This is a genomic window from uncultured Alistipes sp. (assembly GCF_910580175.1).
Classification (GTDB): domain Bacteria; phylum Bacteroidota; class Bacteroidia; order Bacteroidales; family Rikenellaceae; genus Alistipes.
Window position 1 is genome coordinate 181,606 of record NZ_CAJTXD010000004.1, and the last position, 16,222, is coordinate 197,827.

10 protein-coding genes are annotated in these 16,222 nt (G+C 59.8%); all 10 read right to left on the bottom strand.

What is annotated here, in order from left to right; genetic code table 11:
* Positions 1 to 43: 43 nt before the first annotated feature.
* The 10 genes from QZ298_RS06680 to rnhA all read right to left on the bottom strand — a co-directional run bounded on the left by QZ298_RS06680 (position 44) and on the right by rnhA (position 16,074).
* Positions 44 to 955 carry a DUF4984 domain-containing protein gene (locus QZ298_RS06680; protein WP_296007073.1) on the bottom strand — a complete coding sequence of 304 codons (912 nt, stop codon included), beginning with the start codon at positions 953 to 955 and terminating at the stop codon, positions 44 to 46.
* A gap of 25 nt (positions 956 to 980) precedes the next feature.
* Positions 981 to 2,522, bottom strand: a complete 1,542-nt coding sequence (locus QZ298_RS06685) for a RagB/SusD family nutrient uptake outer membrane protein (RefSeq protein ID WP_296007076.1) — start codon at positions 2,520 to 2,522, stop codon at positions 981 to 983.
* A gap of 10 nt (positions 2,523 to 2,532) precedes the next feature.
* On the bottom strand, positions 2,533 to 5,481 hold the full coding sequence (locus QZ298_RS06690) for a TonB-dependent receptor (RefSeq protein ID WP_296007078.1): 2,949 nt from the start codon (positions 5,479 to 5,481) through the stop codon (positions 2,533 to 2,535).
* Positions 5,482 to 5,805: 324 nt separating this feature from the next.
* Entirely contained in the window at positions 5,806 to 5,997 is a 192-nt protein-coding gene (rpsU, locus tag QZ298_RS06695) for a 30S ribosomal protein S21 (RefSeq protein WP_296007081.1), read from the bottom strand.
* Positions 5,998 to 6,030: 33 nt separating this feature from the next.
* Positions 6,031 to 7,197, bottom strand: a complete 1,167-nt coding sequence (locus QZ298_RS06700; RefSeq protein WP_296007083.1) for a helix-hairpin-helix domain-containing protein — start codon at positions 7,195 to 7,197, stop codon at positions 6,031 to 6,033.
* A 117-nt stretch (positions 7,198 to 7,314) separates the two neighbouring features.
* A complete protein-coding gene (locus QZ298_RS06705) occupies positions 7,315 to 9,144 on the bottom strand; it encodes a hypothetical protein (RefSeq protein WP_296007085.1) in 1,830 nt (609 codons plus the stop codon).
* Between the two features lie 416 nt (positions 9,145 to 9,560).
* Positions 9,561 to 9,941 carry a TraR/DksA C4-type zinc finger protein gene (locus QZ298_RS06710; protein WP_296007087.1) on the bottom strand — a complete coding sequence of 127 codons (381 nt, stop codon included), beginning with the start codon at positions 9,939 to 9,941 and terminating at the stop codon, positions 9,561 to 9,563.
* 142 nt (positions 9,942 to 10,083) lie between these two features.
* Positions 10,084 to 13,479: an isoleucine--tRNA ligase gene (gene ileS / locus QZ298_RS06715; RefSeq protein ID WP_296007090.1), complete on the bottom strand. Its 3,396-nt coding sequence runs from the start codon at positions 13,477 to 13,479 to the stop codon at positions 10,084 to 10,086.
* Between the two features lie 248 nt (positions 13,480 to 13,727).
* Complete coding sequence (locus QZ298_RS06720; protein ID WP_296007092.1) at positions 13,728 to 15,557, bottom strand: ABC transporter ATP-binding protein; 1,830 nt, start codon at positions 15,555 to 15,557, stop codon at positions 13,728 to 13,730.
* Positions 15,558 to 15,618: 61 nt separating this feature from the next.
* Positions 15,619 to 16,074 (bottom strand): ribonuclease HI, encoded by a 456-nt coding sequence (rnhA, locus tag QZ298_RS06725; protein ID WP_296007095.1) that lies wholly within the window; start codon positions 16,072 to 16,074, stop codon positions 15,619 to 15,621.
* Between the last annotated feature and the right edge of the window lie 148 nt (positions 16,075 to 16,222).

Below are 16,222 nucleotides of genomic sequence, written 5' to 3' on the forward strand. Positions count from 1 at the left end.
GGCTTTTTGTTAATAAAGAGAACACGTTTTGCCGATTCTCGAATTACATGCTGCTTCCGCCTTGGAGCAGTTCGGCTTCTTCATCGCTGATCCATTCGAGGATGTTGTAGAAGGTGCCCACCGTGCCGTACATGGTGCCGAGGTCTTCGACATAGGCCAATATCCACAACGATACGAACCGGTCGCAGGCGTTGAAATAGGATAGGTTGGCCGGGCTGCTGCTGACGAGAATCTTACCGTCGCCGTGGGGCTGCCCGAAGACCGAGTCCGTATCGCTGAGCACCTGGTCGGGATCCATCGAGACGATGGGATTCGCCGGGTCGGAAGGATCGAACGTCAGGGTCACGTCGTAACCGGTGAAAAGCCAGTCGTGCAGGATGACCGTATGCTCTTTGGAGGGGTCTTTGGTAACGCGTACGAGCCGCTGGAGGCTCTGGTTCTCGACGCCCGGATAGGAATTGAGGAACATCGAGGTAACGAGACACCAACCGGTAAAGTCGTCGAGCAGGAAAGGGCAGCTCTTGACCATTTTGACATGGGTGGTGTCGCCGTAGAGATCCCATTTCAACTGCTGGGGCATGACCAGACGCAACGAGAAATTCAGCGTGTCGCCGCTCTCGAACATGCCGTAGGCGGGGTAGACGCGGACTTCCGTGGCCCGGTTTCCGGCCGGAATGGTAATGGTGTTGGACTGAAGTCGGTAGTGGAGACCTTCGATGGCCTTGCTGTTCTTGTCGATGATCTCGACGCCGAAGTTGCGATCGTAGTCGCAGGCCGTGGTCGCGGCGACCGGCACGGCAAAGTACTCCTGGTCTTGCAGGACCATGTTTACCGACATCGTGTCGGTAAACATCACGTATTCCGCGTCGGAATAGGTGGTGTACTGCTGGTCGCACCCCGAAGAGAGTGCGGCGACGAATCCCGCTGCAAATAAAACCGTTATGATGTGTTTCATGTTCTATCGGTCTGAATGGTTGATGCTAATTGTTGCTCTCGTTGGGCAAGAGTTCCGAACCCGGAGCGTCCAGCTCGTGCTGGGGGATCGGCCATACGAAGCGCGGGTCGTTCGGCTCGATCTTCAGCGAACTGCCTTCCTGCTGGGTGTAGCTCTGGGGCGTGCGCTCGAAGCCCATGCCCCAACGCTTGAGGTCTTGCAGGCGGAAACCCTCCAGGTAGAGTTCGCGTACGCGCTCCTCGGAAATCCGCTGCAACCAGTTGTCCTGTCCGAGGTTCAGGGCGCCGCCCGACTCGAAGCGGGTCTGCCGCAAGGCCGTGAGGTCTTTGCCGGCGGCCTGGAAATCGGGCGTCGACTGGCGGCAGTAGGCTTCGGCACGGATGAGGTACTGCTCGGCCAGACGGAACGGTTTGGGCATGGAAACGTGGAAAATCTTGTTCTGGATGAAGTTTTGGTTGCCGTAGTACTTGACCAGCAGGGGCCACTTCATGCCGTTGCCGTATCCGATGACGATGCCGCTGGACTGGTCGGCGAAGTAGGCGGCCTTGCGCAGGTCGCTGGTCTCGTAGGCGCTCAACGCCCATTGTGCGGGCACGTAGTCGGGGTAGAAGTAGGTGTAGTCCCGGGTAAAGCCGAGGAACACCGTGCCCAGAGCACCGCCGTAGGAAGTCGAGGTAAAGCCGATGCGCCAGATGATCTCGGGGCTGGCGTCGTAACGCCACATGTAATCGAAGTAGGTGGTGCCGTCGGAGAGGTACTGCGTGCGTGCGGATGCGAGCGAGAAGCTGGTCTTCCGCTTGTCGATGAGCTTCGAGGAGTACTCGATGGCGCTCTCCCAGTCCTGCATGTAGAGCGCGATGCGGGCGTGCAGGGCCTCGACGGCGGCTCGGGTAATGTACGGCGAGTTGGCCGCGTTGTCGTCATCCTCGTCGGACAGCAACTCTTCGGCCTTGGCAAGGTCTTCGAGCACGAACTGGTAGGAATCGTACAACGAAGCGCGACGGGTAGGCTCCTGCTCGAAATATTTGGTGCGGAGCCGCACGCCCAACTCCTGTGCCGCCGTGCTGGGGTCGTAAGCCTTGCAGAAGCACTTGATCAGCTCGGAGTAGCAGAGCGCGCGGATGGCGTAGACTTCGCCCGTGTAGCCGTCCAGCAAGGACAACTTGGAGTCGTCGGTCTCGTTGGCCCGCACGTTGTCGATGAGGTCGAGGTAGAAGTTGCAGTTGCCGATGACGGAATAGAGGGAACCGTAGACGCTCTCGATCTCTGCGGAGGTGGAGCGCACCTTCCACTGCCAGAAGTCGCCGAACGTGTTGCTGTTGCCTTCGGCCGCATAAACCAGGTCGGCCTGGATGTCGGGCAGCTGCGTGAGGTAGCCGCTGTATAGGTAGCCGCTTTTCAGACTGGCGTAGATGCCGATCAGATGTTGCTCTGCATCGTTGAAGGTCTGCATGGCCTCGTCCTCGCGGATGGCCTGCCGGGGGTATTTCTCAAGGCAGGAAACCGAACCGACGAGCACAGCGACGGCGATCAGACCGAATGATATGTATTTAAATAACTTTTTCATGATGCTTCGGTTAGAAAGTTAAGTCGAGGCCGAAAGTGAATTGGCGCGCCGTGGGATACTGGGCGATGTAGATGTTGGAAGGACTTTCGGGATCGAGACCCGAGAACGGAGTGAACGTCAACAGGTTCTGCGCCTGGGCGTAGATGCGGATTCCACTGAAGACACGGGTCTTGCGCAACAGCTCCTTGGGAAGGGAGTAGCTGAGCATCAGGTTCTTGAGCCGCAGGAACGAGGCGTCCTCCAGCAACCGGCTGTCGAACTCGGTAAAGACGCCGTGGCGCGGGATGTCGGTCACGTCGCCGGGCTGCTTCCAACGGTCGAGCAGACGCTTGGACTGGTTGTAGGAGGCGAAGCGTCCGTTGGACTCGTTGAAGTAACGGTCGTTGTTGACCATCCAGCGGTCGGCGACCCAGCTGAATTGTGCGGAGAGCGCGAGGCCCTTCCATTCGAGCGAGGTGCCGAAGCCGCCCTCCCAGGGGGCGAACTGGCTTTTGCCGATCATGACCTTGTCTTCGTCGCGCAACTCGGTGGTCAGCTCTCCGTCCTTGGTGTACCAGAGGGCGTCGCCGTTGGCGGGGTTGACGCCGGCGAAGCGGTTGATGTAGTATTCGCCCACGTCGTGGCCTACGACCAGTTTGCGGCTCGTGTTGGCCATTTCGTACTCCTGGACGCCGTTATAAAGCTCGGTAATCTTGTTTTTGTTGTAGGCGATCGTAGCGTTGAGCGTCCACGTGAAATCCTTGGTCGAGACGGCGGTGCCGAAGAGCGTCAGCTCGACGCCGCGGTTGATCATCGAACCCACGTTGGCCCAGCGCGAGCCGTAACCGTTGTCGCTGTACGACTGGGGTACCTGCATGAGCATGTCGGTGGTCTTCTTGTTGTAGAACTCCAGATCGACCTGCAACCGGTTCCAGAAGCCCAGATGCAACCCGATGTTGGTCGTCCAGGGCTTCTCCCAACGGAGGTTCTCGGTGCCCTGCTGCGAAGGGGCGACGCCGGCGTTGCCGATGTAGTCGTAACCGCCGCTGATGAGGGCCAGGTGCTCGTAGTTGGGAATGGAGGAGTTGCCCGAGGTGCCGGTCGAAACGGAGAACTGGGCGTTGGTCAGCCAACGGGAGACGTTCTCCATGAAGCGCTCGTTGCGGATGTTCCACATGAAGCCGACCGACCAGAAGCGACCCCAGCGGTTCTCCTTGCCGAAACGCGAGGAAGCGTCGGTACGGGCGGCCAGCTCGACGAAGTAGCGGTTGGCATAGCTGTACTCGGCACGCCCGAAGAACGAGAGGTAGCCGTAGTCGTTGTCGCGCGTGTCGCTCCAACGGGTAACGCGCGTGGCGTTGGCGATGTCGGTCAACTTATTGCTGGTCTGACCTTTGGCTGTGAGCTGGAAATCCTCGTAATGGTAGTCGATGCCTTCATGTCCGAGCAGGAAATTAAACGTATGCTTGTCGTCGATCGAGAAGTTGTAGTTGATGGTGTTGGTAATCGAAAGCTGCAATCCGTCGGAACTGTTGCGGCCGGCGCTGCCGTCCTGCAAGTTGGGCGAATACTCCGGGTAGGAAACCGAGAAGCCGGTGGTGTGGGAGTAGTCGACGCTGAACTGCGAACGCAGGGTCAGACCCTCGATGGGCATGGCCTCGGCGTAGAGGGTGGAGAACACCTTGTACTTCTTGTAGGTCAAGGGGTTGTTGGCCAGCCATTCCAGGGGGTTCTGACCGTTGCCCTTCCAGGAGCCGTCCTCGATGGAGGCCAGCGAGCCGTCGGCGCGGAACGGATTCCAATAAGGCATCATGAATTGGGCGGCCGAGATCGGTGTGATGATCGAAGGCTCGCCATCGTCGGCCCGTTCGATCTCCTGGTAGTTCATGGAGGTGTTGGTGCCGATCTTGAGCCACTTGGCGGCCCGCTGCTCGACGTTGGCGCGCACAGAATAGCGCTTGAACCCGGAGCCTACGGCCGTTCCCTCCTGGTTGTAGTAGCCGCCGGAGAAGTAATAGCTGGTCTTGTCGGAAGCACCGGAGACGGAGAGTTCGTAATCCTGCAACAGAGCGGCGTCATTGAACACGGCGTTGAGCCAGTTGACGTCGGTCTTGCGAAGCAGGTCGTAGTTCTTGCCCGAAGTCAAGCCGATCTCCTGCTCGTAACGGATTCGCTCGTCGGTGTTCATGATATTCCAGTTTTTCTGGGATATCTGCGAGAAACCGACCTGCATGCGGTAGTTGATGACGGGCTTCTCGGCCCGGCGGCCCCGCTTGGTATTGATGACGATCACACCGTTGGCGGCGCGGGCGCCGTAGATCGAGGTGGACGACGCATCCTTGAGCACCGAGAGCGACTCGATGTCGGCCGGATTGATGGTGTTGAAGTCGGAACTCGAAATGGCAACGCCGTCGAGGATGTAGAGCGGTTCGGTGCCCGAATTGATGGAGTTGACGCCACGGATCTTCATTACCGTGGACTCGCTCGGTTCGCCGGAGACGGACATGACCGAGAGACCCGGAACCTGACCCTGCAACGCCTGGTCGAAAGCGGCCGTGGGCGCGCTTTCGAGTTTCTCGGTCTTTACCGAAGAAACCGATCCGGCGATGGTGCCTTTCTTCCGGACGCCGTAGGCGATGACCACCACGTCGTCGAGCTTCTGCGAGTCGCTGTCAAGGGCTACGTTGTAGGTAAGCGTGGGCGTTCCGGCAGGAACCGTGAACTCGACGCTTTTGTAGCCGATGTACTGGAAAGTAAGCTGGGTGCCTGCGGCGACAGTGATCGAATAGGAGCCGTCGGCGAGCGTGGTAACGCCCTGCGTAGGCCCCGCGATCACGTTGACCCCGATCAAAGGCTGCTTGTCTTCAGCCGAGGTAACTAAACCGCTGACTTGAATTCCCCCCCCCTGGGCGGCGGCCGCTAAAGGCCACGCGCAACATGCGAGGAAGGAGATAACGAGTAGAAGTTTGGCTTTTTGCATTAGAAAAAGTGTTTTATCCGAGCAAAGAAAAAAAATAAAAATGAGGATTCAAAATATTGAAAACCGTTTTTAGTGTAAGAACCGACGGAACGTTCGCCGCTCGGGTCTCCGGGGTGCAGTCAGAACGGATTGCGGGCCATAAATCGTATGCCCGGGCCGATGTTTTGCATCCGGATGGTGTGCGCAACGCGGGGCTGTCGGAAGAGATGGTGCGTCGGCAGCAGAATCCGCCGTCTGCATAGGGCAGGAAGAGAAGCGGATATAAGAAAAATGAACAGGAAGCTGTTGCCGGCTCCCTGTTCGTCTGGTTCTGCCAACAACGGATTACTCCTTATCTCGGTACATGTGCTCTACGTACACAGCGTGCATCATCGCCTCGCGCTTCTGGATGGAAGGCTTGGTGAAGTATTGGCGGCGTCGCAACTCCTTGAGGACACCCGTGCGCTCGTATTTGCGTTTGAACTTCTTCAAGGCGCGTTCGATGTTTTCGCCTTCTTTTACCGGCATGATAATCATAGCAATATACTTTTAAAATTTATAAAATCGGATTCATGATTCCGGACGGATCGTTTGTTCTGATGGATCGGGGGACGGAACCTGCTGTTCCGCTGCGGTGTCGGGAAGCGTCCGGGCCTCCTCCGCGCGCCCCTGGAAAACTTGATGTCGGTCGTCGGAACCGCTTCGGCTGCCGAAATACAGGTAGGGGATCAGCCTCTCGGCCGATTCGGGACTCAATATGTCGGCGTTTCTGAATTCCTCTGCGGTGCTCCAACCTCCTTTCAGTTGTCTTGCTTTCATTAGTTTGCGGATGGCGCTCCTATCCAGGTAGGGATGCGATTCCATCGCGTTCGGAAGCGCAAAGTTAATATCAATTTTGTGAATTTTGCAAGTGTCGCAATAAATTTGTGTCGAAATCTTTTCGAAATTGCTCTCGGTCATGCCTTCGATTTCGGCCAGTTGCCGGATGTCGACGAAGCCGCCGAGCCTGCGGCGGTATTCGAGAATGCGGCCGACGGTCTTCCTGCCGATGCCGTCGATAGCGCGCAAGGCCGCCGAATCGGCGCTGTTGATTTCGATGGGGAATTGCGGAACGAGCCGCGGCCGTTCGGGGTAGATGAGGTAGGGCGCCAAGGCATAGGCTACGGAATCGTTGACCGAATAGCATTCGAGCAGGTCGTCCAGGCAGTAGATGCCGTGCAGCTCCCGCCACTTGATGATGTTTTGGGCCTGCTTGCGGGAAAATGCTCCGATGGCCTGGAGGTAGCGGGCCGTCACGGTGTCGATGCGGAATGTCGTGAGCGGCAGCGGCCGGGAGATGAAGCGTCCGCTGCGGAAATCCTTGGGTGCGGCGGCGAACCGCTGCCCGATGCGGATGTAGGGCCGCAGGCTGCGGTAGACCGAATCGTCGATGGCGCGGCAGTCGGCCAAATGTTCAGGAATGCGGAATATCTTGCCCGCGGCCCGGTAGTTCAGGAGTGCGGCGGCTTCGGAGCGCGTAAGACCCAGGCGGAGCAGCTGGTCGAAGTCGGCCGTGTTGGGATCGAACGGCTCGGGGCAGGGCGCCGGGGTGCGGGTTTCCATTTCGTTCTCGGCCTGCCGGGCGATGTCGCGATCGGGCTTGGTGCGCAGCAGGGCCAATGCTGCGATGGTCAGCAGGGCGAGCGGCAGGAAGATGGCTGCGGCGCGGATTTCTCGGTCGGAAAAGAGCGGTTTCATGAGTGCGGAGAGTGGCGTCTGATGTTGTCCAAAGGTAGTGAAAGCGCGGCGAAAAAACAAGAGGCGGACGCTTTGCGGCGGTCGGCCCTGCGCGGAATGCCCGGGCCGGCTGGCGGGTTATTCGAAGCTGACGATTTCGGGTCGGGCCGGGCGATAGCGGTATTGTTCGAGGCGGGTGGAGTTGGAGAGTCGGAAATACTGGCTGTCGGCCAGTCCGTTTTTGCAGAAAGCGATGCCCAGACGAATCTGTATCGTGCTGAAGATCAATCGTTCGTTCTTGATCCGGATGCCGCTGCCCAAGGTGGCGAAGAAGTCGTTTTTGAAGACATTGGGCGAATAGCCGAGCAGTCCGCCGTCGGCGAAGGCGAAGAATGCGATGCGGAACCCGAGGGGCTGCCAGGGGGTAAAGACGACGGTTTCGGTGTTGAGCACCAGACGTGTGGTGCCGAGGACGCGCTCTTTGAGCGCCTGCAAGCCGTTTTGACGGGTAAACAGCACGCTTTCGTTATTGCCCGTGCCGCGGTTCCAACCTTGGGTGTAGTTGAACATCAGAAACTGGCGGATGCGGCTGCGCCGGTACATGAAAAGGTTGGAGAACCACCGCAGGTCGACATCGACGGTGCTGTGGCGCCACGTACCGCTGCGGGGGTCGATGTAGCTGCCCAAAGTGAAGCCGCCCATGATGTAGCCCGCGTTGCGGAAACCGCCGGTGCGGTAGCTCAGACCGAGGTAGATTTCGTCGTTGAATTCGCCCCATGAATAGCCGCTTACGACCTCGGCTTTATAACCGGTGGCGAGATACTCGTTGGTGCCGAATCCGTAGATCATGTTGGCGGTCAGGAAGCGTTCCCGATAGAGACCTGCACCGAAAAGCAGGATGTCGTGGCTGTGCAGGGCCGGGTGGTTGTCGGGCGTGACCGGGCCGGGCCGGCGGAGGAACTGGCGGCGATTGTAGCGAGTGGTAAAATAGAGACTGGACGAAATGGGCCGCAGGTAGCGGGAATAGCCGCCCCAGGCGTTCCAGTTGCGTTCCTTGACCAACAGCGAGGTGTCCTGTTCGATCATGTATTGCTTGAACTTCAGGTCGCTGTAAGTCAAGCCCACCTCGTAGTCGGTGGGGCGCAGGAACTCCTTGCGCAGCTGCATGTCGAGCGTGGAGTTGTAAAAGTCGCGCCCGGCGGTAAATTCAGCGGTGTAGAACGTGCCGAGCAGGTTGGGGATTTCGTAGCCGACGACGTTGCCGCCGTAGGAGAAGTCCTTGCGGTTGAAGTTGGTTTCGACGCGCAGGAGGTTGCCGGAGCCGAAGACGTTGGCGTCGGCGACGGCTACCATGGTGCGCCCTTCGGAATGCCAGGCTCCGTCGACGGTAATCGTCCACCGGTCGCGCGTGCGGATGATCAGATCGACCAGGGCGGTGTCGAGCGGGTCGGGCCGGACATCGATGTCGACGTCGGAGATGTAGGGCCGCGATCGCAGCAGCTGCTTGTTGCGCACGATGAGCTGGGGATCGAGCCGGTCGCCCGACCGGAAGAGCAGATCGCGCCGCACGACGCGTTCGCGCGTGAGGGCATGGGTCTTGTTGCCGGTGCGTTGGAGCCAATTGCCGTCGGGGCGGAAGACTTGGGCGCGTTCGATGACGATCCGTCCGATGGTCTTGCCCTCGAAAGGTTGCAGTTCGCTGCTTTCATCGAGGATGCGGCCGTTGGAGGTGGTGTCGGGAACGGGACGGATGAAGAACATGCGGTAGAGCATGCGCGGCACGGCCCGCCGGCTGGATTTCGATCGGATGCTGTCGTAGAGCCGTCGGTTGCGTTCGGCGATGACCAGCGAAAGCGAATCCTGGGGCAGATGTTCGGGGATATGGAGGTTCGGCCCTGCGGCGAACATGCCGCAGAAGGGCAATGCAGCGCAAAGCATGAACAAAAATATGCGAATCCGAACAATCATGACGCCAAATATAACGCAATTTCTGTGAAAAAACGTATGAAACGAGACGTCCGAGAGCGGAAAACGAGGAAAACGGAATTCGGAGCGAGTGGCGAGTGCAGGGGGCGGGCGGGTATAGAGGAGATGTGCGAGCGCGGACGGAATGGGATAGGGTCGGAGGGGTCGCACGGATGAGTGCGGACGGGATTGTATGGGGTCGCACGGATGAATGGATGCGGGCGCTCCTCTGTCGTCCGGGTGTTCGGGAAGCGGGGTGCCGCGAGGTTGCCGGGGATAAGAAAAAGTTCAGAATGCGTGCGCATTCTGAACTTCAAGATCGAATCGGTTGCAGGCCGGGATTCCCCCGGCGGAGTCCGGTTGTTCGCGGTGCCCCGGCTTCTTTTTGCAGAGCCTCGGTTTCCCGGCCGCCGACCGTCCTATTTTCTACCCTCCTTGGCCTCGATGCACTCGGTGGCATGGGGCACCTTCATCAGCCGCTCTTTGGGGATGAGCTTGCCGGTGGTCTTGCAGATGCCGTAGGTTTTGTTCTCGATGCGGACGAGGGCCATTTCGAGATTGCGGATGAACTTCATCTGGTGGGTGGCCAGACGGCCGTTCTCCTCCTTGGAGAGGGTGGCGGCACCCTCTTCGAGCACCTTGTAGGTGGGCGACGTATCCTCGGTGTCGTTGTCGGCCGTGTGGGTAATGGTGGCCCGCAGCAACTCGTAGTCGGCGCGTGCGTTTTCGAGCTTCTTCAAAATAAGCTGCTTGAACTCTTCGAGTTCGGCGTCGCTGTATCTGGTTCTCTCGTCTGCCATAGTCGTATTCGCGTTAGGTTGTTATGTAAAAGTAAGCATTATATTTCGATAATGCAAACATTTTACACTATATGTATGCCTTCGGGTGCGATGTCCGGCCCCGAATCCGGGCCGTGTCATGCCGCTTTCCGAGGGCATGGGATCATATCCGCGTGACGGCTATCCGGATCGGCAGTTCGTCGACCTCCGTATCGACGATCGTATCGCCCTGCGGCTCCGACACGGCGGCCGCTTCCACAGCCAAGGTCTGCGAAGCGATGTAGCCGGCGAATCGCGTGACGGCATCGGCGATTGCGGCGTCGGCCCCGATTTCGACACGGATGCGGTCGGTAACCTCGAATCCGGCATCCTTGCGGATATTCTGGATGCGGTTGATCAACTCGCGTGCCATACCTTCGGCCCGCAGGTCGTCGGTCAGCGTGATGTCGAGCGCCACGGTCAGTTTGCCTTCGGCGGCTACCAGCCATCCCGGCATGTCTTCCGATGTGATTTCGAAGTCGGCCGGGGTTACTATGATCTTCTCGTTACCCATGTCGAGAACGGTTTCGGCTGCGGCTTCGATCTCGGCGATGCGTTCCTGCGAGAATTCGGCAGTGAGGGCGGCGATCTGCTTCATGTATTTGCCGTAGCGGGGGCCTAAAGTCTTGAAATTGGGTTTGATGCGCTTGGTAATGATGCCGGCGGTGTTCTGGATGAGTTCCACCTCCTTGACGTTCACTTCGTTCATGACCAGCTTCTTTACCGCTTCGACATGGGCGGCCATCGCGGGGTCGAGCACGGGGAGGAGAATCTTTTGCAGCGGCTGCCGCACCTTGATGGAGACCTTGCGGCGCAGGGCCAGCACCATCGACGACAATTGCTGGGCGATGGACATCATCGTTTCCAGGCCGTTGTCTATCAACGTCGCGTCGGCCTTGGGGAAAGCTGCCAGGTGGACGGATTCGTCGCTGCGGCGGCCGCTCACGGCGTTCAGGTCGCCGAAGATGCGGTCGGAGATGAACGGCGCGAAAGGTGCCGAGAGCAACGCCACGGTCTCCAGGCAGGTGTAGAGCGTCTGGTAAGCGGCGAGCTTGTCCTGCGTCATGCCGCCGCCCCAGAAGCGTTTGCGGTTCAGACGCACGTACCAGTTGGAGAGGTTTTCGCACACGAACTCCTGGATGGCGCGGGCCGCGGGCGTGGGGTCGTATTCCTCCAAAGAGCGGGTAACGTCGGCCACCAGGGTGTTGAGCAGCGAAATGATCCAACGGTCGATTTCGGGGCGTTCGGCCAAAGGCACCTCCTCCTCGCGGCCCGTGAAGCCGTCGACGTTGGCGTAGAGGGCGAAGAACGAATAGGTGTTGTAGAGCGTGCCGAAGAATTTGCGGCGCACCTCGTCGACGCCCTCGCGGTCGAACTTGAGGTTGTCCCACGGCTGGGAGTTGGAGATCATGTACCAGCGCGTGGCGTCGGGGCCGTAGGTGTCGAGCACCTCGAACGGGTCGACGGCGTTGCCCAGACGCTTGGACATCTTGTTGCCGTTCTTGTCGAGCACCAGACCGTTGGAGATGATGTTTCTGAAAGCCACCGAGTCGAAGAGCATCGAGGCGATGGCGTGCAGCGTGAAGAACCAGCCGCGCGTCTGATCGACGCCCTCGGCGATGAAGTCGGCCGGGTAGACGTCGCTGAATCCCTCCTTGTTTTCGAACGGGTAGTGCACCTGTGCATAGGGCATGGCGCCCGAGTCGAACCATACGTCGATCAGATCGGGTTCGCGGTGCATCGGCTCGCCCTTGGACGATACCAGGACGATCTGATCCACGTAGGGCCGGTGGAGGTCGATGTTGGCCGTCGAGTAGTTCTCCTTCGACATGTCGCCGACCTTGAAGTTCTTGTAGGGATTTTCGGTCATGAATCCGGCGGCGATCGACTTCTCGATCTCGCCCATCAACTCCCCGACCGAGCCGATGCACTTGAGCTCCGCGTGGTCTTCCGTCGCCCACACAGGCAGCGGCGTGCCCCAGAAGCGCGAACGCGAGAGGTTCCAGTCGACCAGCCCTTCGAGCCACTTGCCGAAGCGGCCCGTGCCGGTCGACTCGGGTTTCCAGCGGATGGTCTTGTTGAGTTCGATCATGCGGTCGCGCAGCGCCGTGGTGCGGATGAACCACGAGTCGAGCGGGTAGTAGAGCACCGGTTTGTCGGTGCGCCAGCAGTGGGGGTAGGAGTGGGTGTGCTTCTCGATCTTGAAGACCTTGTTTTCGGCCTTGAGCATGACCGAGAGGTCGACGTCGAGCGTCGGATCGGCGTCGGTCAGCTTGTCGTCGTAAGCGTTCTTCACGTAGCGGCCGGCGTATTCGGCGTAGTGCTTCGTGTCGACGTGCGTGCGCACGAAGTCGGGATCGAGGTCTTCGAGCAGGAAGAACTTGCCCTGTTTGTCGACCATCGGCTGTTCCTTGCCGGCCTTGTCGAGCATGAACAGGGGCGGGATGTTCGCCGCACGCGCCACACGGGCGTCGTCGGCGCCGAACGTCGGGGCGATGTGTACGATGCCCGTACCGTCGGAGGTGGTCACGTAGTCGCCCGCGATGACGCGGAACGCATCGCCGTCGGGTTTTACCCACGGGATCAGTTGTTCGTAGCGGATGCCGACGAGTTCTTCGCCGCGCCAGCTTTCGCCCGTCACTTCGTAGGTGCCCTCCATCTTCTTGGTAAAGTAAGCGGGAACCAGGTCGCGGGCCAGGATGACGGCCTGCTGCGTCTCGGTATAGGGGTTGGTGCAGCGCACCTTGACGTATTCGATCGAGGGGCCGACGGCCAGCGCCGTATTCGAGGGCAGCGTCCAGGGAGTGGTCGTCCAGGCCAGGAAGCAGAGCGGGCAGTCGTCGGCGCCGAAGAGCTTTTCGCTCGCGGCGTCGCGCACGATGCGGAACTGCGCCGTGCAGGTCGTGTCCTTCACGTCGCGGTAGCAGCCCGGCTGGTTCAGCTCGTGGGTCGAGAGACCCGTGCCGGCGGCAGGGGAGTAGGGCTGGATGGTGTAGCCCTTGTAGAGCAGTCCTTTGTCGAAAAGCTGCTTGAGGAGCCACCACAACGTCTCGATATATTTGTTGTCGTAGGTAATGTAGGGGTCGTCCATGTTGACCCAGTAACCCATCTTGCGGGTCAGGCTCTCCCATACGCCCGTGAACTCCATGACGGCCTTGCGGCAGGTGCGGTTGTACTCCTCGATGGAGATCTTCCTGCCGATGTCCTCCTTGGTAATGCCGAGTTTTTTCTCGACGCCCAGCTCGACGGGCAGCCCGTGGGTGTCCCATCCGGCTTTGCGGTGGACACGGAAACCCTGCTGCGTCTTGTAGCGGCAGAATACGTCCTTGATGGTGCGGGCCATGACGTGGTGGATGCCGGGCATGCCGTTGGCCGAGGGAGGCCCCTCGTAGAAGACGAACGAGGGGTGTCCCTCGCGCGTGGAGATGCTTTTGCGGAAAGTGTCGCGGGCGTCCCATTCGCCGAGAACCTCGGCGGCCAACCCTGCCAGATCGAGACCTTTGTACTCCTTGAATTTCATAGCGGTATAGGCTGTTTCATGTCGGTAGTCCGACAAGTTGCAAAGATACGAAGAAGAATTCGAAATTCACAATCCGCCATTCACAATTTCTTGCTGCGGCGGGCGATAGATCTGCGGAATGTTCGTTTTCGGGGCCTCTCCGGAGGGGGCTGCGGCCTGCCGGAAGGATGTCATCGGGGGCGAATGACCGGAAGCCCCACGAAAAAAGGAGAGCCGAAGCTCTCCTTGTAGCAGCCGCGGGGGCGGGTTTACTCGAACGATTGCATCTCGATGAGTTTGGCGTAGATGCCGCCCCGGGCCATGAGTTCGGCATGGGTGCCCTGCTCGGCGATGCGTCCGTGGTCGACGACGACGATCCGGTCGGCGTTGTGGATGGTCGACAGACGGTGGGCGATGACCAGCGAAGTGCGCCCCACGAGGAGCTTGTTGAGCGCCTCCTGCACCAGCTTTTCGCTTTCGGTATCGAGGGCCGAGGTGGCTTCGTCGAGGATCAGGATGTCGGGATTCTTGAGGATGGCACGTGCGATGGAGAGCCGCTGCCGTTGTCCGCCGGAGAGCTTGGCGCCCCGGTCGCCGATGTTGGTGGCATAGCCGTCGGGCGTCTCGCGGATGAACTCGTCGGCATTGGCGATGCGGGCGGCGCGGACGATCTCTTCGTGGGTGGCGTCGGGCTTGCCTATGGCGATGTTGCCTTCGATGGTGTCGTTGAACAGCACGGTATCCTGCGAAACGACGCTCAGGTGGGCGCGCAGGCTCTCCTGGCAGTAGTCGCGCAGCGACACGCCGTCGATGAGGATGTCGCCCGCCGTGGGGTCGTAGAAGCGGGGAATCAGCTCGCTGAGCGTCGACTTGCCGCCGCCCGAGGGGCCGACCAGGGCCACGGTCTGGCCGCGGCGTATCTCGAACGAGGCGCCGTCGATGACTTCGCGGCTGCCGTCGTAAGTGAAGTGGACGTCGCGGAACTCGATCGACTCCTTCAGCCCTTGCAGCTCGATAGCGCCCTGCTTGTCTTCGATTTCGCTGCGGGTGTCGATGATCGAGAAGATGCGTTCGCCGGCGGCGATGCCCTGGTTGATGTTGGCGAACTGGTCGATGAACGTGCGTACGGGGCGCGTGATCTGCGAGAACATGGCGATGAAAGCGATGAACCCGCCCGGATCGAGCGACCCCTTGACCACCAGCGCGCCGCCGAAGACGAGCATGACGCCCACGGCCGTGATGCCGAGGAATTCGCTCATCGGCGAGGCCAGCTGCTGGCGCCGGGCCATCGACAAGGTAATGCGCGAGAGGTCGGCGTTCAGGTCGTAGAACTTGCGTTTGATGTAGCCCGCGGCGTTGTAGCTTTTGATGACCTTGATGCCTGCCAGCGACTCGTCGAGGGCCGAGACCAGCTCGCCCATGCGCTGCTGGTTCGTGAGGGCCGGGTGGCGCAGCCGCTTGACGATGCTGCCGATCAGCAGGGCGACGACAGGAAGGTAGAAAAGCGAGAAAAGCGACAGCTCCCACGAGATGCCGACCATCATGATGAGGTAGAACAGGATCAGGAACGGCTCGCGGAAAGCGACCTGCAACGTGTTGGTAATGCAGAACTGCACGACGTTGACGTCGGACGTGATTTTCGAGATGATGTCGCCCTTGCGCTGGTCGCTGAAATAGCCGGCGTGCATGTCCATCACGCGGGTAAACATTTCGTTGCGGATGCGTTGCAGGGTGCGGGTGCGGAGCTTCTCGACCGTCCAGGCGCCCAGGTAGCGGAAAAGGTTGCTCAAGAAACTGGAGGCTACGGCGATTCCGGCGAGCAGGATGAGCACGTTCTCGATGCGGAATTCGGCGAAAAGCTGCGTGTAGGCGTAGTTGAAGAGCGTGGTAAGGTATTCCGAGTTCAACTCCAGGGGCGGCAGTTCGTTGACGGTGCGGAACGCGTAGTCCGAGTCGAACATGGTGTTGAGGATCGGAATGATGAGCAGGAACGTGCACGAATTGAACAGCGCGTAGAGCAGCGAGTAGACAAAATAGGGGATAGCGTACTGCTGGATCGGTTTGGCGAAGCCCAGAAGCCGGAGGTATGTCTTGAACATGGAGAGACGGATTTAAATCGGGGGCGAAGATACGAAAAATATCGGGATTCCCTTATTTTTATTATTCGGGTCGATAACCGGTGTCCTCGGCCAGGCAGGCGCTGCCCGCCGCAGCGACGGCCAGGGCGTCGCACCGGTTGTTCTCGACGGTCTCGGCATGTCCCTTGACCCAGACGAACCGCACGCGGTGGAGCCGGTAGACTTTCAGGAAGCGCATCCAGAGGTCGGGATTCTTCTTGCCGGCGAACCCTTTCTTCTCCCAGCCGAAAACCCAGCCTTTCTCCACGGCGTCGACCACATATTTCGAATCGGAGCAGACGGTAACCTCCGATCCCGGGAACTTCAGCATTTCGAGCGCTACGCAGACGGCCATCAGCTCCATGCGGTTGTTGGTCGTCAGACGGAAACCCTGCGACAGCTCCTTGCGGTGCGGCCCGGAAATCAGCACGATCCCATAGCCGCCCGGCCCGGGGTTGCCGAGCGCCGAACCGTCGGTATAGATCGTAATTGTTGCCACAGCGAGTTAGTTTAAAATCAGCGGACATTCTCGGGCCGGAGAGTGCGGAGCGTTCGCGTGTAGCGCGGGCCTCCGCGGGGCGAAAGCTCCGGCCCGCCCGGCCAAAGGCCGGGAGCTTGACGCTAAATGTCATTCTGAACGCAGCGAA

What these genes read in the sequence shown, in the direction of transcription:
- QZ298_RS06680 (WP_296007073.1), bottom strand. Translation starts at nt 955, where the DNA reads ATGAAACACATCATAACGGTTTTATTTGCAGCGGGATTCGTCGCCGCA.
- QZ298_RS06685 (WP_296007076.1), bottom strand. Translation starts at nt 2,522, where the DNA reads ATGAAAAAGTTATTTAAATACATATCATTCGGTCTGATCGCCGTCGCT.
- QZ298_RS06690 (WP_296007078.1), bottom strand. Translation starts at nt 5,481, where the DNA reads ATGCAAAAAGCCAAACTTCTACTCGTTATCTCCTTCCTCGCATGTTGC.
- rpsU (WP_296007081.1), bottom strand. Translation starts at nt 5,997, where the DNA reads ATGATTATCATGCCGGTAAAAGAAGGCGAAAACATCGAACGCGCCTTG.
- QZ298_RS06700 (WP_296007083.1), bottom strand. Translation starts at nt 7,197, where the DNA reads ATGAAACCGCTCTTTTCCGACCGAGAAATCCGCGCCGCAGCCATCTTC.
- QZ298_RS06705 (WP_296007085.1), bottom strand. Translation starts at nt 9,144, where the DNA reads ATGATTGTTCGGATTCGCATATTTTTGTTCATGCTTTGCGCTGCATTG.
- QZ298_RS06710 (WP_296007087.1), bottom strand. Translation starts at nt 9,941, where the DNA reads ATGGCAGACGAGAGAACCAGATACAGCGACGCCGAACTCGAAGAGTTC.
- ileS (WP_296007090.1), bottom strand. Translation starts at nt 13,479, where the DNA reads ATGAAATTCAAGGAGTACAAAGGTCTCGATCTGGCAGGGTTGGCCGCC.
- QZ298_RS06720 (WP_296007092.1), bottom strand. Translation starts at nt 15,557, where the DNA reads ATGTTCAAGACATACCTCCGGCTTCTGGGCTTCGCCAAACCGATCCAG.